Origin of the sequence: Nocardia transvalensis NBRC 15921 (assembly GCF_000308875.1) — a bacterium.
Classification (GTDB): domain Bacteria; phylum Actinomycetota; class Actinomycetes; order Mycobacteriales; family Mycobacteriaceae; genus Nocardia; species Nocardia transvalensis.
This window is the reverse complement of the sequence record NZ_BAGL01000127.1, coordinates 116,687-140,185: the sequence shown is the minus strand read 5'-3', so window position 1 is coordinate 140,185 and position 23,499 is coordinate 116,687. Positions and strand designations below refer to the sequence as shown.

General features: G+C 68.3%; 23 protein-coding genes. 8 read left to right on the top strand and 15 right to left on the bottom strand.

Features of this window, described 5'->3' with window-relative positions; translation table 11 throughout:
- The 4 genes from ON41_RS36465 to ON41_RS36450 form a co-directional block, all read right to left on the bottom strand.
- Positions 1-1,473, bottom strand: coding sequence for a hypothetical protein (locus ON41_RS36465; RefSeq protein ID WP_040753457.1), 1,473 nt, complete (start codon positions 1,471-1,473; stop codon positions 1-3).
- Positions 1,474-1,506: 33 nt separating this feature from the next.
- Positions 1,507-1,803, bottom strand: coding sequence for a WXG100 family type VII secretion target (locus ON41_RS36460; protein WP_040753455.1), 297 nt, complete (start codon positions 1,801-1,803; stop codon positions 1,507-1,509).
- 9 nt (positions 1,804-1,812) lie between these two features.
- A complete protein-coding gene (locus ON41_RS36455) occupies positions 1,813-2,112 on the bottom strand; it encodes a WXG100 family type VII secretion target (protein WP_157185756.1) in 300 nt (99 codons plus the stop codon).
- 113 nt (positions 2,113-2,225) lie between these two features.
- Positions 2,226-2,843, bottom strand: coding sequence for a TetR/AcrR family transcriptional regulator (locus ON41_RS36450; protein WP_040753437.1), 618 nt, complete (start codon positions 2,841-2,843; stop codon positions 2,226-2,228).
- A gap of 116 nt (positions 2,844-2,959) precedes the next feature.
- On the opposite strand from ON41_RS36450, the gene ON41_RS36445 reads away from it, so the two are divergent.
- Together ON41_RS36445 and ON41_RS36440 are read left to right on the top strand one after the other, a co-directional pair.
- Positions 2,960-3,964: a Rieske 2Fe-2S domain-containing protein gene (locus ON41_RS36445; protein WP_051163330.1), complete on the top strand. Its 1,005-nt coding sequence runs from the start codon at positions 2,960-2,962 to the stop codon at positions 3,962-3,964.
- The gene (locus ON41_RS36440; protein ID WP_040753434.1) at positions 3,961-5,046 is read left to right on the top strand and encodes an NAD(P)H-dependent amine dehydrogenase family protein; all 1,086 of its coding nucleotides are present in this window, start codon (positions 3,961-3,963) and stop codon (positions 5,044-5,046) included. Before ON41_RS36445 ends, ON41_RS36440 begins: the two co-directional genes overlap by 4 nt.
- Here the strand turns inward: ON41_RS36440 and ON41_RS36435 are convergent.
- From ON41_RS36435 to ON41_RS36395, 9 genes are all read right to left on the bottom strand, one after another.
- Positions 5,043-5,456 carry a group I truncated hemoglobin gene (locus ON41_RS36435; protein WP_040753433.1) on the bottom strand — a complete coding sequence of 138 codons (414 nt, stop codon included), beginning with the start codon at positions 5,454-5,456 and terminating at the stop codon, positions 5,043-5,045. The genes ON41_RS36440 and ON41_RS36435 overlap by 4 nt on opposite strands.
- A gap of 121 nt (positions 5,457-5,577) precedes the next feature.
- Entirely contained in the window at positions 5,578-6,153 is a 576-nt protein-coding gene (locus ON41_RS36430) for a F0F1 ATP synthase subunit B family protein (protein WP_051163328.1), read from the bottom strand.
- Complete coding sequence (locus ON41_RS36425) at positions 6,150-6,659, bottom strand: F0F1 ATP synthase subunit B (RefSeq protein ID WP_040753431.1); 510 nt, start codon at positions 6,657-6,659, stop codon at positions 6,150-6,152. The genes ON41_RS36430 and ON41_RS36425 overlap by 4 nt, the downstream gene beginning before the upstream one ends.
- Before the next feature lie 6 nt (positions 6,660-6,665).
- The gene (locus ON41_RS36420) at positions 6,666-6,923 is read right to left on the bottom strand and encodes a F0F1 ATP synthase subunit C (protein ID WP_040753430.1); all 258 of its coding nucleotides are present in this window, start codon (positions 6,921-6,923) and stop codon (positions 6,666-6,668) included.
- Positions 6,924-6,980: 57 nt separating this feature from the next.
- On the bottom strand, positions 6,981-7,736 hold the full coding sequence (gene atpB, locus ON41_RS36415) for a F0F1 ATP synthase subunit A (RefSeq protein ID WP_040753428.1): 756 nt from the start codon (positions 7,734-7,736) through the stop codon (positions 6,981-6,983).
- Positions 7,733-8,113 (bottom strand): hypothetical protein, encoded by a 381-nt coding sequence (locus ON41_RS36410; RefSeq protein ID WP_040753427.1) that lies wholly within the window; start codon positions 8,111-8,113, stop codon positions 7,733-7,735. The genes atpB and ON41_RS36410 overlap by 4 nt, the downstream gene beginning before the upstream one ends.
- Positions 8,114-8,502: 389 nt before the next feature.
- Positions 8,503-10,623: a helix-turn-helix transcriptional regulator gene (locus ON41_RS36405; protein ID WP_085995916.1), complete on the bottom strand. Its 2,121-nt coding sequence runs from the start codon at positions 10,621-10,623 to the stop codon at positions 8,503-8,505.
- Between the two features lie 195 nt (positions 10,624-10,818).
- Positions 10,819-11,760, bottom strand: a complete 942-nt coding sequence (locus ON41_RS36400) for a beta-ketoacyl-[acyl-carrier-protein] synthase family protein (protein ID WP_051163326.1) — start codon at positions 11,758-11,760, stop codon at positions 10,819-10,821.
- Between the two features lie 2 nt (positions 11,761-11,762).
- Positions 11,763-12,809 (bottom strand): 3-oxoacyl-ACP synthase III family protein, encoded by a 1,047-nt coding sequence (locus tag ON41_RS36395; protein ID WP_040753424.1) that lies wholly within the window; start codon positions 12,807-12,809, stop codon positions 11,763-11,765.
- A gap of 512 nt (positions 12,810-13,321) precedes the next feature.
- Between ON41_RS36395 and ON41_RS36390 the strand changes: the two genes are divergently transcribed.
- From ON41_RS36390 to ON41_RS36375, 4 genes are all read left to right on the top strand, one after another.
- Positions 13,322-14,998: a fatty acid CoA ligase family protein gene (locus ON41_RS36390; protein ID WP_040753857.1), complete on the top strand. Its 1,677-nt coding sequence runs from the start codon at positions 13,322-13,324 to the stop codon at positions 14,996-14,998.
- Positions 14,995-15,270, top strand: coding sequence for a hypothetical protein (locus ON41_RS36385; RefSeq protein ID WP_040753423.1), 276 nt, complete (start codon positions 14,995-14,997; stop codon positions 15,268-15,270). The genes ON41_RS36390 and ON41_RS36385 overlap by 4 nt, the downstream gene beginning before the upstream one ends.
- Positions 15,267-16,298, top strand: a complete 1,032-nt coding sequence (locus tag ON41_RS36380) for an NAD-dependent epimerase/dehydratase family protein (protein ID WP_051163324.1) — start codon at positions 15,267-15,269, stop codon at positions 16,296-16,298. The genes ON41_RS36385 and ON41_RS36380 overlap by 4 nt, the downstream gene beginning before the upstream one ends.
- A gap of 219 nt (positions 16,299-16,517) precedes the next feature.
- The gene (locus tag ON41_RS36375; protein ID WP_051163322.1) at positions 16,518-17,348 is read left to right on the top strand and encodes an alpha/beta fold hydrolase; all 831 of its coding nucleotides are present in this window, start codon (positions 16,518-16,520) and stop codon (positions 17,346-17,348) included.
- A 384-nt stretch (positions 17,349-17,732) separates the two neighbouring features.
- On the opposite strand, the gene ON41_RS36370 is transcribed toward ON41_RS36375, so the two are convergent.
- Complete coding sequence (locus ON41_RS36370) at positions 17,733-19,343, bottom strand: TerD family protein (RefSeq protein WP_063710012.1); 1,611 nt, start codon at positions 19,341-19,343, stop codon at positions 17,733-17,735.
- Between the two features lie 52 nt (positions 19,344-19,395).
- Entirely contained in the window at positions 19,396-21,564 is a 2,169-nt protein-coding gene (pabB, locus tag ON41_RS36365) for an aminodeoxychorismate synthase component I (RefSeq protein ID WP_246461706.1), read from the bottom strand.
- A 95-nt stretch (positions 21,565-21,659) separates the two neighbouring features.
- On the opposite strand from pabB, the gene ON41_RS36360 reads away from it, so the two are divergent.
- A complete protein-coding gene (locus ON41_RS36360) occupies positions 21,660-22,715 on the top strand; it encodes a phosphotransferase family protein (RefSeq protein ID WP_040753831.1) in 1,056 nt (351 codons plus the stop codon).
- Positions 22,716-22,794: 79 nt separating this feature from the next.
- Positions 22,795-23,376 (top strand): DinB family protein, encoded by a 582-nt coding sequence (locus ON41_RS36355; protein ID WP_040753422.1) that lies wholly within the window; start codon positions 22,795-22,797, stop codon positions 23,374-23,376.
- Positions 23,377-23,499: the final 123 nt, after the last annotated feature.

Below are 23,499 nucleotides of genomic sequence, written 5' to 3'. Positions count from 1 at the left end.
CTAGTAATAGGTATTGACGGTGAACTGGTCGCCGTACTCGGCTTTGAGTCGATCGAGTGACGCTTGCTGGCTGGGTGACACGGGTGTCTTGAGGTTGTAAGTCACCTTGAAACCGTCCTCCAGGGCTTGTTCGTCTTTTGCGAGCTGATCCTCGTCCAGGCGGCCACTCTTGTTCTCGACTAGTTCGTCGGGCTCTCCGTACTCATTATAGTGAACGAAGTCGTACCGACGGCCTGGGATATCGGCGACATACTGCTGCGGCTTCCACCCGTTCTCCTTGGTGTATCCCAGCAGCTCGCCGACGTCTTGATCCCAGTCCGAACCGTTGGATGAGTTCTCCATCAACTGGTCGTACTTCTTACTCCACTCCTCCATCGACATACAGCCGCTAGGACGATTGACGCAGTCGGCCTGATACCGTTCCCAAGCATCCTGCTTCCACTTCGGAAACACCGGCCGGGTTTTGATGGCACCGGTATCCGGATCGATCTCGAAATCGATGAGGGGCTTGTTGATCGTCTCGGCTATCAGCCGTACGACGGCAGCGGTGACACGCGGCTGGGCAATCCCGGTGCCGATCCGCCGGGACGCGGCCTGCAGTACTTCGATCAGATTCCGAATGCGGTTGGCGGTGGTCGCGACCCGGGCCGTGGTGACGCCCGCCGCGGCCCAATCCGACCCCGACGCCGTGACGAAGGTTCCGGCGACACCGACCGCGATGGTGACTCCGGCCGTATTGGTCAGGTCCTGGATCGCATCGCGCATGTCCCGGCGCTGTTTGACCAGTTCCTGACCGAATGTGGTGGCGCCGTTCGCTAGTGTGCCGGCATCGTCGATCAACATCCCCGAAGGCGCCAGAACGTTCTTGACGTATTCGTCGTAGAGCAGGTGCGCGTCACGTGAGTCGCGGGATCCGGGCTCGCGACCGTACCGGCGCACCTCGTCGGTGTGATGTCGCACGACATCGCGCAACCCCCGGAGCAGGCCTCCGACCTCGTCCAACTTGACGTCGTGCCCGTTGGGCATGTCCTTGTCGATCTGGTCGACGAGCCCCGGGATATCGGTCACGAGGGCTTCGCCGTTCGGCCCGATCGCCGACGGCAGATTGCCGAGCACGGTTCGCTGATCGACGTTTACGGGCGGTTGGGTCGGTGGCAGCGGCGCATCGCCGTGACCACCGCCGGCCGCCCACTCCGCTCTCTGAAAATTCATCCCCGCGGCATAGGCGCGGTTGGCGATGGCGCCGTAGGCGTCCGCGAGTTGGCAGACGGCGGGGAGAAACTGATTGATGCCGGTGTCCCAGCTCACACCCCATGGCTTGCCGACGTCGGTGTCATCGCCGGCCATCCCGGTGCCGAATTGTTCTACGGCGGGCGCGATCTCGTCGATCTTCTTGCGTATCTCACCCGAGGCCGTATCCGCTGCGGCGGCGAATTGGAAATACGGGAACCATCTGTAGTCAGCTATGGCCATGCCGGGCCCTGCCCCCCTGTGCTGTCACCCGGCTCAGCCGAACATCGTCGTGTTCGCGTCGAGAGCGCCCTGGTATGCCTTACGAGCGGTCGTCAACCGCGTGCGGACCTGGTCCAGCAATTCCATTGCCTCGGCTGCCCGATGTAGCCAGTCGGTGTGGCGGGACTGATACGCGTCCGCGGCGTCGCCCGTCCACCGTTGCTGCGTCGAACCCACCGAGTGTTCGATCGCTTCCAACTGGTCCCGGCAGAACCCCACGAACCCGGCGACTCTGGACTCGACATTCTCGAGCATCTCCAGATCGACGGAATAGCCCTCCCCGGAATCCACGACTACCCCTTATAGATTCAGCCAGCGGTGGTTCTCGCCGAGAGCACCCGCGTTCGATCGATCCGTGCCGGTAATCGTGTCCACCGCCTTGGGCACGGCCGCCGCGATCTGATCGGCCTCTTGCAGCAAGTGCTCGAACCGGCCGCGCGCGGACTGGAACAACTCGCCGAACCCGTTCGCGGAGGTGCCGAGCCATCCGTCTCGCAACAAGGTCTCGACCTCTGTCACCAGCGTGCCGAACCCGGATTCGAGTGAGCGATGGATCCCGTCGAGGGAAGCCTTGGCGGCCAGCACCGCGGCCGCGTCCACCGACATCTCGTCGCTCGACAAAGCGCCCCCTGAATCACATATGCCCCAGTGGGGCAGGACGTTTCGGTCGACTCTACCGGACGTCATCCGGCGGTGTAGACGAGCGCGAAGCCTCAGCTCTCCAGGTAGGCGACTATGCCGCCGATGAGGGCGGTCAGGGCGTCGTCGAGGTCGCCGTAGGTGCCCAGGGTGCGTTCGGAGGTTATGCCTCGCATGGCGGCGGGAATGAGGGCGGCTGCTTGGCGGACCTTGGTGGGGTCCAGGTCGAGGTCGGCGAAGGCGCGTTGGCAGGCGTTGTCCCAGTTGGGTTTCCAGGAGGCCAGTTCGGCGGCGGTGAGGGGGTAGTCGCGTTCGAGTTCGGCGTGGTCGCGGGGGAGGGCGGCGCGCAGGGTTTCGATGGCGAGGGATTCGGGGCGGTGCAGGCCGGTGGCCATGGCGTTGATGAGGGCGCTCACGCGGTCGTGCAGGGTGCCGTCGCGGGCGATGCCGGCGGGGAGGTCGCCGCGCTTGTCGGCGGTGTGGCGCAGGACGGCCGCCCACAGGCCGTCGATATCGCCGAACTGGTACTTGACCACGCCCCAGGTCGCGCCGATGTCGCGGGCGATCCGGTTACCCGAGACCGCGGCGGGATCGCCCGTGGCCAGCGAGGTGATCGCGGCCTCGAGCATGCTCTCCCGCGACTGGATACCGCGCTTGTTCGCGCGCCGCCCGCCTACCGCCACATCTGCCATGAGCGCCGATTGTACTGACCCTGACCAGCGTAATCCATTTTCACCCAACCCTCTTGTATTTTTTCAAAGAGGGTTCTACGTTAGTGATGCCGCTGGTCGGGCGAAGGAGGATCGAGATGGCAAAACCACCGCTGTCGATGGAGCCGACAGGCTGGTTTCAGGTGGCGTGGTGTTCGGAGATCGTGGTCGGCGCTGTCCACACGATGAAGTACTTCGGCCGCGAGATGGTCGCCTGGCGGTCGGCGTCGGGAGAGATCGCCGTCTTCGACGCCTACTGCGAACATCTCGGCGCACACCTCGGCTATGGCGGTCACGTCGAGGGCGAGAATCTGGTGTGCCCGTTCCACGGCTGGGAGTGGAATCGCGAGGGGCGCAACGTCTGCATCCCCTACGAGAGCCATCCGAACAAGGGCCGCCGCATCCGCAGCTACCCCGTCGTCGAGCGGAACGAAGGGGTGTGGATCTGGTACGACATCGAAGGCCGCCCACCGCATTTCGAGATCCCCGATATGTTCGAGGCCTTCGGCGACGGCCGGACCGCCGCCGACTACTACCCGCCGGTGCCCGCGGCCACGCTCTTCCGGCAGGGCCTGGAACTGCATCCGCAGTACGTCATGGAGAACGGCGTCGACTTCGCCCACTTCAAGTTCGTGCACAAGACGCCGTTCATCCCGGAATTCACCCGGCACGACTTCTCCGGCCCCGTCTCCTACGTCGATTTCACCATCGCCTTCGACGAGAACGCCACCGCCGACGACGTGCAGAGCGGCGTCGAATCGATCAACGCGGGGCTGGGGTGCTCGATCACCAAGAGCTGGGGCATGGTCGACAACCGCACCATGCCCGCGGTGACGCCCGTCGACGACCGCACCTCCGACGTGCGCTTCACGGTATGGATCGGCCGCAAGCCCGGCGACGACTCCCCGGAGCTGACCCGTTACGGAAAGACGATGGCCGACTTCGTCATCGAGCAGTTCGAGGCCGATATCCACATCTGGTCCCACCAGCGCTACTCGGACCCACCGGCATTGTCGCGCAAGGAGTTCGAGGGTTTCCGCGCACTCCGTGCCTGGGCGAGGCAGTTCTATCCCGAACTACAAACAGAAGGGCATCCCGCATGAGCGCCACCGACAAGGTCCGGGTATTCCAGGTCGCGACCGGCAACGTCGGCACCGAGATGATCGGCCGCATCCGCTCCCACCCCGACCTCGAACTCATTGGGCTGCACTGCTATTCGCCCGACAAGGTGGGTCGCGACGCGGGCGAGATCGCCGGTATCGGCCCGATCGGGGTGACCGCGACGGGTTCGGTGCAGGAGATCATCGACGCCCGGCCCGACGTGCTCACCTTTCACGGTGTGTTCCCCGACGAGGACCTCTACGAGAAGGTCCTCGAGGCGGGGATCAACGTGGTGACCACCGCGGATTGGATCACCGGGTACCACCGCGACACCAATCACCCGCACCCGTCGGGCCGCAAGGTCAGCGAGATCATCCAGGCCGCCTGCGAGCGCGGGAACTCCACGTTCTACGGCACCGGCATGAATCCCGGCCTGTGCCAGATCCTCGGAATCGTGCACAGCGCCGACGTTTCCGAGATCGAGAACGTCACCGTCACCGAATCGGTCGACGTCTCCTGCCACCACTCGGTCGACACCTGGAAGGCCGTCGGCTACGGCCGTCCGGTCGACGATCCGACCATCCCGGATTCGCTGCACAAGTACACCGCCGTCTTCGCCGACTCGGTCTACCTGATGGCCGACGCCTTCGGCCTCGAACTCGACGAGGTGACCTTCGGCTACGAACTCGGTGCCTGCACCAAGGACGTCGACCTCGGCTGGTACGTCCTGCCCAAGGGCTCCCTGGGCGCCAACTACATCAAGTACCAGGGCATGGTCGACGGCGTGCCGCGGGTGGAGACCCATCTGGAATGGCAGATGACCCCCCACACCGACCCGGCGTGGAATATCAAGGGCTGCTATATCACTCAGATCACCGGCGACCCGAACATCTACAGTAAGCACATGGTCTTCCCCCGCAAGGGATTCGACCTGTCCAATCCGGCGAACTTCGCCTCCATCGGCATGACCGTCACCGGACTTCCCGCCCTCAACTCGATCAGGTCCGTCGTCGCGGCGCGGCCGGGCATTATCACCAGCGCCGATCTGCCCCTGCGCGGCTTCGCCGGACGCTTCCGGCTCTAGGTCGCCGGGCCGGAGGTGATGTCGTCGGCCAGCGGAGCGATCGCCCCGATGATCTGGGCGACCAGATCATCGGGGACGCCGGCGGCCTTCAATGCCTCGGTGAGATGACCGGCGACCAAGCCGAAGTGCTCCATGGTGATCCCGCGGCCCTGATGCACCTGCTTCATCGGCGCACCGGTGTACGGGCCGGGCCCGCCGAGCGCGGCCGCGAAGAATTCGACCTGACGGCCCTTCAGCCGAGACATGTTGGTACCGGTGAAGAACGGCGACAGCTGGTCGTCGGCGAGGACCCGGACATAGAAGTCCTCGACGACCGCTTCGAGCGCCTCGTGGCCACCGATCCGGTCGTAGATCGGGGCCTCGTCGACCGCGGCGGCGGACTTGGACTTGAACCATGAAGTGAGACTCATGCTTCCAGGAAACCACCGACCGGTTTCGTCACGGTCGCAAGTCGTTTGCATGCGATGAACCAACTATTGCACCGACCTCACGGCGGAGATTCCGCGCTGTGAGGTCGGGCAGAAGGGGCGTTCAGTTCCAGCGGGAGCGGACCTCGCTGCGGGCGCCGGGGCCCGAATTGGCCAGGGCCTCCAGGTCTTCCAGGAACTTCTCGATGCTCTCCGACTTGGCGCGCGGCGTGCTGACCTGATCGCGGACCTTCTCCTCGGTCAGCTCCAGCATGGCGGCGGCAAGATCGGTTTCCAGGTCGCGGATCATCTGGCGGCGCAATTGCAGGATCTGCGCGCGGCCCTGCTTGCGGACCCGGTCGACCTCCGCGGCGGCGGCATCGCGCATCTGCGCGATGATGAACTCGGCGTCGGCGCGGGCGTCGGCCCGCAGGACCTCGAGTTCGGCCTGTGCCTGGGCGAGGGCGCTGTCGTACGCCTGCTTGGCCTCGGCGAGTTTCGTCGTGGCCTCCTCGCTCTCCTCCAGCTGCTTGCGGACCGTCTCCTGGGAGCGCTCCATCAGCGACTTGACCGGCGGGACAATCCATTTCACGAAGACGAAGACGATCACCGCGAAACCGAACAGCTGGCTGATGAAGACCGGCCAGTCGATGGTGATGTCGTAGATGCCCTCGGCGAGCACTCCGATGGGATGGTTCATGACGACGCCCGTCCTGTTTGATGACCGGAACCCGTTCCGGCACGCCGATCGTCACCCGCGACGACGCGGTGGGCCAGCGACTGGGCCAGCGGCTCGACATCCTGGCGCAGCTCCGCCGCCACCTGGTCCGCCTGGGCGCGCAACTGCGCGGCGGATTCGGCGACGATCTCGTCGGCCTCGCGCTGGGCCTCGCCGCGCATCTCCTCGAGAATGGCCCGGCCCTCGGCGCGGGCCTCGTTGCGGATGTCGGCGGCCTCGGCGCGCGCCTTCTCCAACGCTGTCTGGTAGCGGGCGTCGGCCTCGGCGAACACCTCCTTGGCCTCCTTGCTGTTGACCGCGGTCTCGGCCACCCGGGCCTCGCGGTCCGCCAGCACCTTGCGGATCGGCGGAACGACGAGGAACCAGATGACGCCGAGCACGATCAGAAAGATCAGCAATTCGGCCAGGAAGGTGCCGTTGGGGACCAGGAAGTTCCCCTCGGCGACCACGTCTGTCTGCGGGGACATGCTTGTTTACTTACCGGGAGTCGCGAATACGAACAGTGCCATGAAGGCGAGGTTGATGAAGTACGCGGCCTCGACCAGACCGACCGTCAGGAAGAAGTTGTTACGCAGCCGCCCCTCGGCCTCCGGCTGGCGGGTGACCCCGTTGATCAGCGCGGAACCCGCGAGACCGTCACCGATGCCGGCACCGATGGCGCCGCCGGCCATGATGAGACCGCCACCGATGAGAGCGCCCTGGATGATGGTCGCGGTTGCTGGATCTGCCATTTTTTACTTCCTGTTCTCCTACGTTGGAACGATCGGCGGCGCCGATCGGGATTCGGGTCAGTGGTCTTCGTGCTCCAGCGCCATGGATTGGCTGAAGTAGAGGATCGTCAGCAGCGAGAAGATGAACGCCTGGATGAAGCCGACGAACATGTCGAACAGCTTCCAGATGGCATTCGGGCCCCAGCTGATCCAGAACGGGAACAGCGTGATCACCGAGACCATCACGCCGCCGGCGAACATGTTGCCGAACAACCGCAGCGACAGCGAGACCGGTTTCGCGATCTCCTCGATGACGTTGATGAAAACCATCGGGCCCCAGCCGGTATGGCCCTTCAGCAATTGCTTGAAGTGCGTACCCACGCCGCGGCGGGCGATACCCGCGCCCTGATAGAAGACGAAGACGAACAATGCCAGCGCATAGACGAAGTTGACGTCCGATGCCGGGGGAGCGATGAGCTCACCGTCGCCGTACTGCACCGGCAGCACCGACAACCAGTTCGACAGCAGGATGAAGGTGAACAGCGTGACCGCCAGCGGCAGGACGAAGGGTGCGATCTTCACCCCGATCGCATTCTCCACTTGATTGCGCATGCCGACCGTGACGGTCTCGAAGAACAGCTGGACGCCGTTGGGCACGCCCGAGGTCAGTTTGACGCGCAGGATGATCGCCAGCACGAGGACGAGAGCCGCTGCGACGCAGGTCGACACGATGGTGTCGACGTTGAATTCCATGCCCAGGAAGTGCGCCACCGCGTGGTGGCCGACCTTGATCTTCTGCTCGTCTTCGGCGAGTAGAACCACGGGAGTTGTCATGACTGCTGGCGGAGCCCTTTCACTTCGGGCACGACGGTGTGAAGAATCAGAACGACTTGGAATACGGCCAGTCCGAAGAAGATTCCTATTCCGTTCGGCCGGGCGAGGAAAGCCACCAGCAGGGAAAGGAGCGTAATACCGAACAGCCGCGCGGCAGTGGATGCCGTCAGCGCTTGTCTGCTCGGTGATTCGGACCGGGTTATCCGGGTGACCGACATCCAGGTGACCCGCGCATTCACCCAGCCCAATCCGAGGCCGACACACATGAATACGCCGAGCAACAATCGATCCAAAGGCCCGGTTACCACCAGGGCCAGCACGCCGAGAGCTATCGCTACGATGCCCGCACGGCGTATCCGGAGACTGTTGACATTCACCTACGACACCGCCCTCACGTAGTCCCATTCCGTTCCTGGAACTCGATCGATCCTCAGCATACACAGCTCGAGTTCGTTGCGTAGCAATGTTTTTGATCTTTCTTTGACTGATCTTGAATTGTTTTGCAGCCACCATTCGGCTAACAGGCCGTCGACCGATACGTCCGAATTCTGTCCGAACACGGCAACACTCGGCATTTCCTTCGGTCGCGGCCTGTTACCCAGCGGAATCGACGGGTGATGATCAGAATGCGGTTTGTGGCAGCACAATTCGCTACCACACCGCGAATCCGGTACCGCCGATTAGGCTAATCGGCGGATAATAACGGACAATAGGGACTAATCACGCGAAAGTCCCATCCGTTCGGTCCTTTTCGGGCGGCGGCGCCCTAACCCGCGGCGGATTCCGCCGTTTCCTGGGCCGCCAGGACGAACCGCAATTCGCCCCGGCGCGCGACCGACAGCTTGCGGTACACCCGCGTCAGGTGCTGTTCGACCGTGCTGGTGGTGATGTCGAGGGTGTCGGCGATCTCGCGATTGCGTTTCCCGAGGGCCGCCAGCTCGGCGACCCGGCGCTCGGCCGGGCTCAGCGCGTCGACGCGGCTCGGGGTGACGCGCACGCGCGGCGGCGGCGCGGCGGTGGGCGGGGTGCGGTCGCCCCGCAGCCGCCGCACCAGCGCGCCGGAACCGCAGGACTCGGCCAGCCGGACGGCCTCGCGCAGTAGCGGACGGGCCTTGTCGGCATCCCCGATCGACCGGTGCGCGCGGCCCAGCTCGCTGAGGGTCGTGGCCAATTCGAGTTCGTCGGCGCCCGCGCGGGCCACGGCGACGGCCCGGCGCAGCAGCGGGACCCGCCGGTGCGCGTCGCCGGTGGCCGCCAGGATCCGCAGCGACATCCCGCCGCTGGGATGCCGCTCCGGCCCGCCGATCAGCTCGAGGTGCACGGTGGCCAGCGCCTGGGCCCGCCGGCGCTCACCGAGGCCGAGATAGGCCGCGGCCATATCGTTGCGCCACGGCACCAGCCAGGCGAAGTCCAGATTCCACTGTCGCATCAGGGTGCCGCACTGGCGGAAGTGCCGCAGCGCCTCCTCTGGCCGTCCGGTCGCCAGGCAGTGGTGCCCGTGCGCGTGCAGGTACGCCAGCGCGAACCGGGACTCCAGCATCGCGCGCGGCACCGGGCGGCGCAGCTGCGCGGCGGCCTCGGTGTGATTGCCCTGCGCGGTGAGCGCGCGCACCAGCACCGCGATCGGGAGTCCCGCCCACACCCCGAGATGTTCGGCGGGAACGAGATTGAGGGCCAGCGTGGCGTTCTCGGCGGCGGCGGTGAGATTGCCGCGGCGCAGCAGGGTGTCGGCGCGCAGCGCGGCGAAGATCGACCGCCAGGTGGGCGCGTGCCGCGCCTCGGCCTCCGCCAGCAGCGACGCGCACCAGGCGTCGGCGGTGTCGAGGCGGTCGGTGTGGATGAGGCAGTCGACGGCGGCCACCAGCGCCTCGACGGTGGTCGGCCCGAGCCGGTGGCAGGCCAGGATGCGCTGCGCGGCGGCGGCCACATCGGCCGGCGGGTGCTGCACGGTCAGGGCGCCCAGCAGGTCGGCCGCCTGCCGATGCGGGGAGTCCCGGTCCGCGCTGCTGCCCACGCCGATCCGGGCCCGGTCGGTGAACAGCTTGCGGTGGCGCTCCAGGTGGGTCGGGTGGGTGTATCGCAGCCACGCGCAGAGGAAGTCGACGCGCGGGCTGAAGGTCAGTGTGCCCGCGGGCCCGCGTTCCAGCCGGGCCAGCGCGTGGTCGGCGTGCTGCTCGTAGCCGTGCCACAGCATGTGCAGGACGGCCGCCGGCAGCTCCGCGTACGGCACCCGGCCGGTATAGAGGGCGGCCTTGAGTCGCCCGAAGTTACGCGTGCGCGTGGACGGATTGAGCCGCCACTCGACCGATACCAGCCGCGCGGCGATGGCGGCGCGTCCGCCGGCCCGCCGGCTGGCCCGATAGGCGAGCTCCAGCCGCTGTGCGGCACAGTCGATTTCGTCGTCGGCCAGCGCTTGATCGGCGGCGGCGACGAGCACCTGGGCCGCCCACGTGCTGCGGGCGTCGCCGGCGGCCACCAGCTGCGAGGCGACAACGGAACAGGGAAAACCGTTGCGGTGCAACAGTTCCGCCGCCCGGCCGTGTAGTTCGCGACGCTGCTGGACGGGTACCTCGTGCAGGACGCGCGCCGCGATCGCGGGATGCGCGAAACGCTCCTGCGCGGCCCAGCCCACCTCGGCGAACTCCGCGACGACGGCGCGTATCCGATCCGAGTCGAGCTCCGCCAGCTCGGCCGCCAGCGGCACGGTAGCGGCGCCGCCCAGCACCGCAAGAGCCGAGGCCGCTCGTAGCCGCTCCGGTTCGCCGCCGCGCAGTAGTGTGGATAGGGTCTCGTCCCCGTCCGCTCGTCGTGGCCGCGCGACGACTTGCTCGCGCGGGCCTGCGACGATCGATGTTCGGGTCCGGTCCCGAGCGACCGACCACTGCATTCTCCAGTCCCTTCATCGATCGGAGTGCCCGACTGAAGGGGAGGATGGCCCGGAAGGGGCCAGCGGTACTGGTGAGCGGCATCGTTGCGGCGGTGGGTGTCACACGGACACCCGGATTCAGCCGGTGCACGGGTCTTTCGGCGGCCACCGAGGCGATTCCCACCCTAGCCGGGGCGGCCTGCCGCGTGAATCATGCTACACGTCAATGTGTTTGGTACGCAGCGCCTTGCCCGCACCAATGGATTCCAGTGGTTGCGGCCGATACGCCACACAGACCGCGGAGCTGTCGTCGGCGGCCAGGAACAGCACGGCCCGCGCCCCGTCGAGGAGGCCCGCGGCGGCCGCGGTCAGGTACGCGTGCACGGGCGCCGCGGTGTAGGGATCGCCGACGGCCGGATCGACCCCGGCGACGGCCGCGATGGGCACACCCAGCCGATACGCCAGCCGCTCGCGGAAGCCGGGCTCCGGGGCCGGGGTCAGCAGCACGGCCGCGCCGGTGGCGAAGTGGCTGCGGTCGATACCCTCGCCGTCCATGCAGGACCGCACCACCTCGGCGGCGTATGCCAGCGGATCGCCCGGCCCGCTGCGCACCGACAGCGCGGTGCGGCCGCCGGTCCCCGCCGCGGTCAGATCCACCCACGCGGTCGGCTGCGCGGCCCCCTCGGTCTGCGTCGTGTACGGTCGCCCGAAGCCGCCCGCGCTGGTGGAGGAACGCAGGAGGAGGGCCGCGCCACCTGCGGTGTAGGGAAAACCCTCCACGTATCGGCGGGTGGACGGATGGGTGTCGCCGGCGACGATCAGCGCGTACTCGAACTCGCCGGGCGCGAGGAAGGAGTGCACGGCGGTCAGGGCGTGCACGACGCCCCCGGCGCCGTTCATGAGATCGAACGAGAAGGTCGGCACCTGCCCTGTGCTGTATTCCAGGCCGATGCCCAGCCGCTGCTGGATGAGTGCGGCGACGGCCGGTTCGGAGATGTTGCTGTCGCGGAAGACGCCGGCGTTGACCACGATGCCGACCCGCTCGGGTGCGACACCGGCCTGCTCGAGACATGCGTGCCCGGCGCGCGTGGCGAGTTCGAAATAGCTGCCGGTGTCGAGATCCAGGCACGTGGCGGCGGAGACGATGGCGGTGCTCACGGTCAGGCCTCCAATCGGGAGATGGTCGCGGCGAGATGCCCGGAGACGATGCCGGACGCCTCGGGGATCAGCAGCACCTTGGATCCGCGCGGAATCCGCTGCCGGGCAAGGTGTTCGTGCAATACGAGGAAGTGCGATGTGGAGGCGGTGTTGCCGAATTCGTCCAGCACGCTGAGCGACTGCGGCATCGGGGTGTCGAAGTGCTGGGCGGCGAGCTGCGTGATGTACTCGATCGCCGGCCCGCTGAACTGGTGGTGGATCCAGTAGTCGTATTTCTCGCTCTCCCAGGTGCGGCCCGTCTGTGTCAGGAAGTCCGACATGCGGTCCAGGGCCTGCTGGTAGCGCTTCTCGCTGGCGAGCTGCCGGTTGTCGGTGTACATGGCGATGCCGGTGGTCTTGTCGCTCGGCATGCCCAGGCAGAACTCGGCGCCGTAGGCGGCGGTCGTCAGCTCGATGTAGTGGATCTCGTCGTCGTCGTCACCGCGGTCGTCGACCACCACGGCGACCGCCGCGTCGCCCACGGTCAGCGCCGCGAACTGGGGGTCGTAGGGCTGGCTGATCTCGCGGGCGGCGGTTTCGGCGATCGGGGTGATCTGCTCGCCGCTGACCACCAGCCCGTTGCGCACCACGCCGGCCTTGATCATCCGGTCCAGCACCATGACTCCGGTCACCATGCCGGCGCAGGCGTTGGACAAATCGAAGTGCAGGGCGTGGTCCGCGCCGATGGCGTTGCGCAGCATGAGCGCGAAAGACGGTGCGTAACAGAAGAAGTCGGGGCCGCGAAAGCGGGTGATCGATACCGAGATCACCACGTCCAGATCGGCGGCGGTGTAGTCGGAGTGGCGCAGGCAGTCCTCGACCGCCCGCTGCGCCAGTTCGAACGACGATTCGTAGTCGTCCGGATCGGAATTGTGTACGCGGCGATTCTTGATTCCCGTGATGCGTTCCAGGTCCAGGGATCTGGGCACCGACAGGCTGGAGATCAGATCTTCGGTGGAGCGCACCGTGCTCGGTGTGTATGCCCCGAGCGATTCGAAACGAGTACGCATGGCCCCCTACTCTCAGGATTGTTTCGCGAATGCGGTCGAATTCTGGTGCGGCGAATGGGTATTCGGGAGAATTCCGATACCGGGTGCCGTCGTAGTCCAGTAGCACCGATGCCGAGCCGTACGTTACCAGGGCGTAGTCGTCCGGCGATGCGACGTCGAGGCGGCCGAATCGGCCTGGTAACAGGTACCTTTTCCGTTTACTCGCACGCCAAGGGCGGGTGGGCGGCAGCGGCCCGCCGACGGGGCCGGAGCGTGCGATAGGGGTATATAGGGGTTTCCGCGAAACGCGTAACGGTACCGTATGACACACGTAATTTACCGCTCCCCAAAGGATTTGGCGAGCATCATGGTGGCGTGCCCGTGCGCTGTGCGGTAGCCTCACCGGTATCTTTCGCATTCCGCGACAATTTTCAGGGGGCCATCGTGCCGAATTATGTATTCACCATTCGAGTGATCGCGAAAGTCGCACCCGCCCGGATATCCCCGCGCGGGTCCCGGAGCGGGGCGCCGTGGTGACCACCGCGATCTACTGGCGCGCGCTCGACCGGTTCCGCGAAATCGTTGCCGCACACCCGGATCGGGAGGCGGTGATCCATCCGGACGGGAAGACCGGCACGGGCCTGCCGGCGTACCGGCGCCTGACCTACGCCGAACTCGACGCGTGGTCCGATGCGATCGCCGAGCGGTTCACCGCGGCCGGGGTGGGGCCCGGCACGCGCACCATCGTGCTGGTGACGCCGGGGCCGGAGCTGTACGCGGTCCTGTACGGCCTGTTCAAGATCGGTGCGGTGCCGGTGGTGATCGATCCCGGGATGGGCCTGCTGAAGATGCTGCGCTGCCTGCAGGCCGCCGACGCCGAGGCGTTCGTGGGCGTGCCGCAGGCGCAGGCGGTGCGGGTGGTGTTCCGGCCCTACTTCCGCAGGGTGCGGCTGGCGGTCACGGTCGGCCGCCGGTGGTTCTGGTGCGGCCCGACGCTGGCGAGCTGGGGGCGCGCACCGCGTGCGCCCGTGCCGGATCGGGAACCCGCGCCGGACGGCGATCCGCTGCTGATCGCCTACACCACCGGCAGTACCGGTCCCGCGAAGGCGGTGGTGCTCACGCACGGGAACATCAGCGCGATGATCGACCAGGTCGACGACGCGCGCGAGCGGATCGCGCCGGGCACCTCGCTGATCACCGCGCCGGTCGCGGGCATCCTCGAACTGCTGCTCGGATCGCGCTGCGTGCTGCCGCCGCTGATCCCGTCCGAGGTCGGGTCCACCGATCCGGCACACGTGGTGGACGCGGTGAACCGATTCGGGGTGCGGACCATGTTCGCCTCGCCGGCGGTGCTGATCCCGCTGCTGCGTTATCTCGAGGAGCACGGCACGCGGCTGCCGAGCCTGCAGAGCATCTATTCCGGCGGCGCGCCCGTCCCGGATTGGTGCATCGCGGGCCTGCGGCTGGTGCTGCCCGAGGAGGCCCGGGTCTACGCCGGATACGGCTCGACCGAGGCGTTGCCCATGTCGACGATCGAATCGCGGGAACTGCTGGGCGGACTCGTCGAACGCGCGCACAGCGGCGACGGCGTGTGCGTGGGCCGTCCTGCCAAGGATGTGCGCGCCCGCATCGTCGCGATCACCGACGACCGGCTGCCCACCTGGGCGGCGGCCGCGGCGCGGGAGACGGATCTGGTGGGCTCGCGCGGGATCGGGGAGCTGGTGGTGGCGGGGCCCAATGTGAGTACCCGCTATTTCTGGCCGGAGGTGGCCAACGCGACCGGCAAGATCGTCGACGGCGACGTCATCTGGCATCGCACCGGCGATCTGGCGTGGATCGACGAGCAGGAGCGAATCTGGTTCTGCGGCCGTAAGAGTCAGCGCCTGACCACGCTCGACGGGCCGATGTTCACCGTGCAGGTCGAGCAGGTGTTCAACACCGTGCCCGGGGTCGCGCGCACGGCGCTGGTCGGGGTGGGGCCGCGTGGCGCGCAACGGCCGGTGCTGTGCGTCGAACTCGATCCGGGAGTGGACAAGTCGGCCGTCGAGACCGAATTGCGTTCGCGCCGTGCCGAGTTCGAGGTTGCCAGGCCGGTGACGGCCTTCCTGTTCCATCCCGGATTCCCGGTGGACATCCGGCACAACGCCAAGATCGGGCGGGAGAAGCTGGCGATCTGGGCGGACCGCCGACTGAAGAGAGGTGAACAGTGAAAACCGTTGTGCTCCGGGCCGTCCCGCTGCTGGGATGGCTGTATCTGCTGGTGGGCCTGCTGGTCGCGGTGGCCGGGCGCGCTCCCGCCAGCCGCGTGCTGCGCACGCTGTGGTGGACCGACCTGATTCTCAGCACCGCCGGTCACGCGGCGCAGATCCCGATGGCGCTGGCCGCCGACGATCGCGCCGGTCGCTCCCGGCTGGAGACCGCCGCGATGACCCAGATCTTCGGGCTGACCTGGTGGCGGACCCTGCCCGGGGAGGCGTCATGAGGGCCTTGGTGACCGGGGCGTCGGGATTCCTCGGCGGCGCGCTGGTGCGGCGGCTGGTGCTCGACGGCGATTACGACGTGTCGATCCTGGTGCGGCCCACCAGTAATCTGCGCGATATCGGCGGCGCGATCGAGAAGGTCCGGGTCGTCGTCGGAGATCTGACCGACCCGGCGTCGCTGACGCGGGCGGCGACGGGGGTCGACGTCGTATTCCACAGCGCCGCGCGGGTGGACGAGCGCGGGACGCGGGAGCAGTTCCGGCAGGCGAACGTCCGGGCGACCGAGCGGCTGCTGGCGGCGGCCCGGGTGGGCGGGGCGTCGCGGTTCGTGTACATCTCCAGCCCGAGCGCCCTGATGGAGCGCGACGGCGGCGACCAGGTCGACATCGACGAGTCGGTGCCGTATCCGCGCCGGTACCTCAACTATTACTGCGAGACCAAGGCCGCCGCCGAGCGGCTCGTCCTCGCCGCCGACGCGCCCGGATTCACCACCTGCGCGCTGCGGCCGCGGGCGATCTGGGGTGCGGGGGACCGGTCGGGGCCGATCGTGCGCCTGCTGGATCGCGCGGCCGCGGGGACGCTGCCCGATCTGTCGTTCGGGCGCGATGTGTACGCGTCGCTGTGCCACGTCGGCAATATCGTCGACGCGTGCGTCCGGGCGGCCGCCTCGGACAACGTCGGCGGGAAGCCCTACTTCGTGGCCGATGCCGAACGGACCGACGTGTGGCGGTTCCTGGCGCAGGTCACCGCGGAACTCGGGTACGAGCCGCCCTCGCGGAAATTGGATCGGCGGCTGGTGTCGGGGATCGTCGCGGTGATCGAGGCCGCCCGGCGCGTACCGTTCGTCGCCGAGCGCTGGTCACCGCCGCTGTCGCGCTATACGGTCGCGGTGATGACGCGGACCGGAACCTACGATATCAGCGCCGCGGCAAGGGATTTCGGCTATCGGCCGGTCGTCGACCGGGATACGGGCATGGCGGAACTGAAGGACTGGCTGCGCCGCGAGCAGGTGCTGCCCGAACACGCGTAGTGCCGTGGCGGTCGGCACGGTCCGATGACGGAGGTGGAACTCGGGAGTAACGAGGGACCAATGACCCTGGTCCGACGCCGTGACCTCGGGTAATGGGTATTGCGCCCCGGAATGAAGGGGCATCGGAACGCCTTGTGTTACGTCCGGTACCGGTTAGTATGGGTGGCACTGCCCGGAGAGCCTGTGCAGCACATCGCTACTCGATGAGGAGAGCGTCCGATGCCGGTGTTCGATTACGACGGCGTGTCGATCGCCTACGACCACGCCGGCTCCGGCGATCCGATCTTGTTCCTGCACAACATCGGCGGGGATCGCACCATCTGGTCCGAGCAGTTCGAGGCCATGCGGCGTACGCACAGCGTCTACGCGATGGATTTGATGGGTTACGGCGAGTCCGATATTCCCGACTCCGGGTACACCGTCGACAACTATCTGCGGCTGGTGTCGGAGTTCGTCGCGTCCCACCGGCTGCGCAACCTCATCCTCGTCGGCCACTGTTTCGGCAGCGCGCTGTCGCTGCTGTACGCGCGCCGCAATCCGCAGCTCGTCCGCGCGCTGGTGCTGAGCAGCCCGCTCACCGCCGCCACGCTGCGACCCACGCCGACCGGCTGGACCGCCCGCGCGGCCCGCTACCTGCCGCTCGACAGCCTGGCCGGGGCCACCCGGCTGCCCGGTCCGGCCGCCTCGTGGGTGGTGCGTGAACAGCTCGGCCCCGAAGGGCGCAGCCGTGGTCCGGAGGCCGTCGCCGGTCTGCGGCGCCGCTGGTCGGAACCCCGCCGCCTGCTCCCGGCCGCCGCCATCGCGCGCGACCTGCCGCGGCTGGCCGAACTCGACCGCTTCCGCCCCGGACCGACCTTCCCGCCGATCACCACGATCTGGGGCGAGAAGAATCGCATCCTGTCCCCGGCCGCGGGCGCGCGCCTCAACGCCACGCTCAACCCGGTCGAGTCCGTCACCGTTCCCTCCTGCGGCCACCTGGTCATGCTCGAATCCCCCGAAACGGTTACCACCGCAATTCGATCGGCCACCACCGCGGCTCTCGCCAGCTGATTCGCATACCCGCGAGTGGATTCCCGGCACTGGGCCCGTGCGTGGTACACCCGATGCCGCGGGCGGTTCGGTATCCGATTCCCGGGCGGCGGGTGCGTGTATCGAGGCCGTGAGTCGGCGGCACTGTGCGGGCGACAGGCCGGGTAATCCGACCGTTATGGGACGTGACGTTTCAAGAGCCTATCGGGGTGAATTCGCGCGGTAGGCGGGCGGTGCGGGGCGCGATGCCGTGGCGGAGAAGCGGCGGGAGCGCCTGGTTCCGGGGCCTGCGGCGGGCGCGTGCAACGGGGCACGTGTCGGAGGCGAGGCGGCACAACGGGGTGCTACTCGGATCCGATATCGACCGGCCGTCAGCTCGGGATCCGCGGCGTTCACCCTCGATGGTCAGATGCGTGCGCCCTTGGTTCGATTGCAGCCACGGCACAGGATCTGCAGGTTGGCAGCACTGGTGGCCCCGCCGCGGCTGAAGGGGATGACGTGGTCGAATTCGAGGTAGTGGGTGGCGCCGCACTCGGCGCACCGGCCGCCGTCGCGCTGCCAGACCTCGGCCTTGATCTCCGGCGGGATGGAGCGGCGGTCGCGGCGGCCGGGTGCGAGGGCCAGCCGTTTGGCCACCCGTAGCGCGCCTTCGAGCGCGGCGGCGATCAGCTCCGGGTCGGCGACCTCGAAGTCGGCGCCGCCGCGCGCGGAGGTCGCCGAGACGGAGACCGTGCCCGCGTCGGCGGTGACGGAGACGATGCGTGACCACGGGAGTTCCACGCCCGCCTCGGGCCCGACGAAGCGCAGCTTCTTGTTCGAGCAGATCAGCCGTCCCGCAGTGGTTTTCGGGCCGCGGGCCAGCTGCCGGACGCGGGTCGCCGCCACATCCACGTGCACCCGCTCCTCGGGATCGAGGTGCAGGTCGGTGGCGCGCACGTAGGGCAGCTCGCCCGCGCGCAGGCGGGTCAGCGTGTGGCCGCGGTGCAGGCGCCGGCGCAGGTCGTCGATCTGCGGGCCGGTGAGGGCCAGCGATTCGGCGGTCGCCTCGAAATCGTCCAGGGCGTCGGGCGTGACCTCGCCGTCGGCGAGCGCGAAGGCCGCCAGCCGCTCCACGTAGGCCAGGCCCGGTGGCCGCAGTGCGGCGCGGCCGGTCTCGGCGTCGATGCGCTGGTATCGCAGGGCCGTCCAGAGTTCCTCCCACGCCTCGCCGCGCGGGCCCTCGCCGGTGAGTACCCGCCAGGCCCGGCCGCGCCAGCCGCGCAGGTACTCCTCGATCTCGGCGGCGCAGGGGCGGCAGGGGGAGGAGCCGCCGAGCATCCGCCAGCCGCGACGCCGGCCGCAGCGGACGCAGGCGCGTGCGTCCGACGGTGGCGCCGGCGCGGTCGCGCCGGTCCACTCCGCGCCGTCCCACCACCGCGACACCGATGCGCCGCCGGGGTCGGGGTGCCAGTCGGCGCGGTCGGGATCCGGTGGCGCGGAGTGGATCTCGCCCACGCGGTCGCCGACGGTGGTGCGAGTCAGCGACATCGCCGCCACCGGGACCCCGAATGCGGCGAAAAGCTCCGCGAGCGAGGCGTTTCCGGTGCCGTCCGCGTGAAACCACCAGCGGCCGTCCCGTCGGTGGAATTCGCCGAACACCATGGCGCGCGCGCCCGCCGGTGGCGCCGGATCGGCCCGTGCCACCAGCCCCTCGGCATCCTCGACGCTCAGTGCCAGGCCGGGTACCTCGGCCAGCTCTCCGTCCGCCACCGATCCGGCCACGACGACGCGATCGACCTCGGCCTCGGTGCGCGGCAGCGAGACCGACAGCCGCGCGGTCCCCGGCAGCGGCTCCTGGTCCAGCGTGACGGCCTGCGACGGATGCCGGGGCGCGTTGAAGAACACCGCGTCGTGCCCGGACCGCGCCCGGCCGCCGGACAGCAGTACGGCGTGCGCGTCCACCGCGTGCGCCGACCGCCAGGACAGGCGCACGGTCAGCAGCGACGTCGGTACCGGTGTCGGATCGATGCGTGTCATCGTGATCGAACTATGCCAGGCGTGGCCGACACATCCGCTCGACCGCGCGGGGCTATGCCTGGGCTACGGCGGAATTCATGCTCGCGACCGCCGTGGCGGCGCGCAGGGCGGCGGCGGCCTTGAGGACCATCTCGTGGTATTCGGCCTCGGCGTCGGAGTCCAGCACGATCGCGCCGCCTGCGCCGACCGACCAGTGCCCGTCGTGCCGGACGGCCGTGCGGATGACGATATTCAGGTCGGCGGTGCCGCCCAGGCCGAGGAATCCGACGGCGCCCGAATACACGCCGCGCGCCTCGGTCTCCAGCGCGTCGATGATCTCCATGGTGCGTAGTTTCGGCGCCCCGGTCATCGAGCCGCCCGGGAAACACGCACGCAGGCAGTCGATCACGTCGACCTCCGGACGCAACCGGCCGCGGACGGTCGATACCAGCTGGTGCATGGTCGCGTAGCTCTCCGCGACCATGAGGTCGGGCACGTGCACGCTGCCGACCTCGCAGACCCGGCCCAGGTCGTTGCGCAGCAGGTCCACGATCATCAGGTTCTCGGCGCGGGTCTTGGGATCCAATTCCAGTGCGCGGCGCAGGTTCTCGTCGGCGGCGGGAGTCTGCCCGCGGGGTGCGGTGCCCTTGATCGGTCGGCTCTCGACCGTCCGCGCGCTGTCGACCTTCAGGAACCGCTCCGGCGACGAGCACGCCACCTCCAGCTCGCCGAAGCGCAGGAATGCCGCGTAGGGCGCGGGGTTGCTGCGGCGCAGGGTGCGATAGACCTCCAGGCCGTCGCTGTCGCAGTCGATGTGGACGGTGTCGGTGAGGTTGACCTCGTAGGTCTCCCCGGCCCGCAGCTTCGCCTGTATCTCGGCGATGTCGGCGAGGTACCGGTCCCGGCCGCGGGTCAGGCCCGCGGCGACGGCGTGCTCGTCGGCGGGCAGGTCCAGCGGGCCGGGATCGATCCGATCCGGGAGTCCGGCCATGGTCACGCGGGTCCGAGTGAGCCAATCTCGCCCTGCCGCAGCGGTTTTCGGGTCGGTTACGGCGATCAGGTGGGTGCGCTCGGTGACGTGGTCCACCACGATCACGCGGTCCGCGAAGATCCACTGCGCGTCCGGGGCGGGGGAGCGGTGCACGGCGGAGCCCCCGCAGTCGGCCTTCGCCTCGTAACCCAGGTAGCCGACGTATCCCCCGGCGAAATCGAAAGGCACATCGGGCAATCGGGGCCGCATCCCACGCAGCCGGGCGGACAGGTAGTCCAGTACCGAACCGGCGACGATGCGGCGGCCCGCGCGCGTCTCGACCTCTACGCGCCCCTCGCCCACTCGGTAACGCACCACCTCCGCGAGCGGGCCGGAGGCGTCGCCGAGGAAGGAGAACCGGCCCGTGCCCGGCTGCGTGAGCGCGCTGTCGAGCCAGAACGCGTGTGGGGACTGCTCGAACAGCCGCAGGAATATCGCCTCGGTGTCCACCGCGCGGTCCAGCACCTCGTGCAGGACCGTCAATTCGGTAGTGCGGTGATCTTCGGGCGTCGGGGGCGGAGAACTCATCACCGCATCCGGAACGCGGCGACCGGCATGATCGCCGGTCCGCAGTCCGGGTCGCTCCCGCGCGTACTCCCGGGTGAGGCGGGCGAAATTGCGGAGCAGGGTCGCACCATGCTCGCTCGCGATCGATTCGGGGTGGAACTGCACGCCCCACTGCGGCCGGTCGCGATGTCGCACGCCCATGACGACGCCGTCGGGGGCCGTCGCGGTGATCTCCAGGTCGTCCGACAGCGGCCGGTCGGCGCACAGGGAGTGGTACCGCACGGCGGTGAACCCGTCGGGCATTCCGGCGAACAGATCGCGGCCGTCGTGGGTGATCCGGTCCGGATAGCCGTGCCGGGGCGCCGGTGCCGCGGTGACCGTCCCGCCCGTCGCCAGCACGATGCCCTGATGTCCGAGACACACGCCCAGCAGCGGGATCTCCGCCCGCTCGATGAGCCACCGGGAGATACCGAAATCCCTTGGCACGTCGGGCCGTCCGGGCCCGGGGGAGATCACGATGTTGTCGAATCCGGACAGCGGCGGCGGATCGGCCGCGTCGTTGCGCACCACGACCGGCTCCACGCCGTTCACGTCGGCGATGAGCTGGAAGAGGTTGTAGGTGAACGAGTCGTAGTTGTCGACGAGCAGCGTGCGCAGTGGTGCGGCGGTCACCGGGGATACCGCATTCCTGCGGGTCGTGCTCATGGATTCACCGTATCCGGTACCCGCGAACCACCGGCACACCGCATTGAGGGCATATGCCTTCAGTTGCCCGCGCCGGCTGGTGCACAATGTGGGACATGTCTGTGGTGCAACCGGCCGATGTGGACCGCGAGGTCGTCGACTTCACGATCGTCGGGAAATGGATGGATGAGCAGGGCCTGCCCGGCGGTGAGTTCGAGGATGTGGCGCCGCTCGGCGGCGGCACCCAGAACATTATGCTGCGGTTCACCCGCGGCGGCCGCGCCTACGTGCTGCGCCGCGGTCCCAAGCATCTGCGGCCCAAGAGCAACGAGGTCATCCGGCGCGAGGCGCGGCTGCTCGGCGCGCTCACCGGGTCGGGCGTGCGCGCGCCCGAGGTGATCGCGGCGTGCCCCGACGAATCGGTCCTGGGCGCGGTGTTCTACCTCATGGAACCGGTCACCGGATTCAACCCGCAGACCGAACTGCCCGCCCTGCACGCCGGCGATCCGGAGATCCGGCGGCAGATGGGCCTGTCGGCGGTCGAGGCCATCGCGCGGCTCGGCGCGCTGGACTACCGGGAGCTGGGGCTGGCCGACTACGGCAAGCCGGAGGGATTCCTGGAGCGCCAGGTGCCGCGCTGGACGGCCGAACTCGAGTCCTACAGCGCCAACGAGGGCTATCCGGGACCGGAGATCCCGGGTGTCACGCAGGTCGGCGACTGGCTGGATCGCAACCGGCCGTCCGACTGGCAGCCCGGCATCCTGCACGGCGACTGCCACCTGGCGAACATGATGTTCTCCTACGACGGCCCGCAGGTGGCGGCGATGGTCGACTGGGAGATGTCGACCATCGGCGATCCGCTGCTGGATCTGGGCTGGCAGATCGCGACCCGCCCGGAGCCCGGGACCACCAAGGGCGCGCTGGTCGGCAAGCTCGGCGAGGTCGGCGGCCTGCCGACGCCGCAGGAGATGATCGCGCACTACGGGCGGTTCTCCGACCGCGACCTGAGCAATGTCACCTGGTACACCGTGCTGGCCTGTTTCAAGCTCGGCATCGTGCTGGAGGGCACGCACGCGCGCGCGTTCGCGGGGAAGGCGCCCAAGCAGGTCGGCGACTTCCTGCACTCCATCACCCTCGAGCTGTTCGATATGGCGCGCGGCCTGATGGAGTGAGCGCCGCCTGACGGAATCTCGGCGAGCATTGGCTGGAATTGTGTGGCCGTTCAATTGCGGCCAGGATAGATTTTCCGGCATGCCGATCGTTCCCGATGACAAGGACTGGACCTGGGTCCTGAGCGCGACCTGCCCGGAGTGCGGTTTCGACGGGCCCGGGACCGGTTACGAGCAGGTCCCGGACCTGACCCGCGATGCCGCGGCCCGCTTCGCGGTCGTGCTCCGGCGGCCGGAGGCGGCGGTCCGGCCGGACGAGTCGACGTGGTCTCCGCTGGAATACGCGGCCCATGTGCGCGATGTGTGCCGGATCTTCACCCATCGTCTCGATATCGCCCTGACCGGTACCGGGGCCGCGCCCGTCGCGGATATCCCCGCCTACGACCCGGCCGTCACCCTCGATTCCGCCGGGGTCCCGATGTTCTCCAACTGGGACCAGGACGCCACCGCCACGGCCGCCCGCTACGGCGACCAAGACCCCGCCACCGTCGCCACCGCACTCCTCGCGGCCGCCGAAACCGTCTCCCGCGCTTTCGAATCCGTGCCCCCGGCCGACCGCGCCCGCGCCGCCCGCCGCAGCAACGGCTCCGATTTCACCGTCGACTCCATGTCCCGCTACTTCGCCCACGACCTCGTCCACCACCTCCACGACGTCGCCGCCTGACCCCGAGGCACGGCACGCCTCCCTCTTTCCAGGCACGCCTCCCTCTTTCCAGGCACGCCTCCCTCTTTCCCGGCACGCCTCCCTCTGCCCCGGCACGCCTCCCTCTTTCCCGGCACGTTTTTG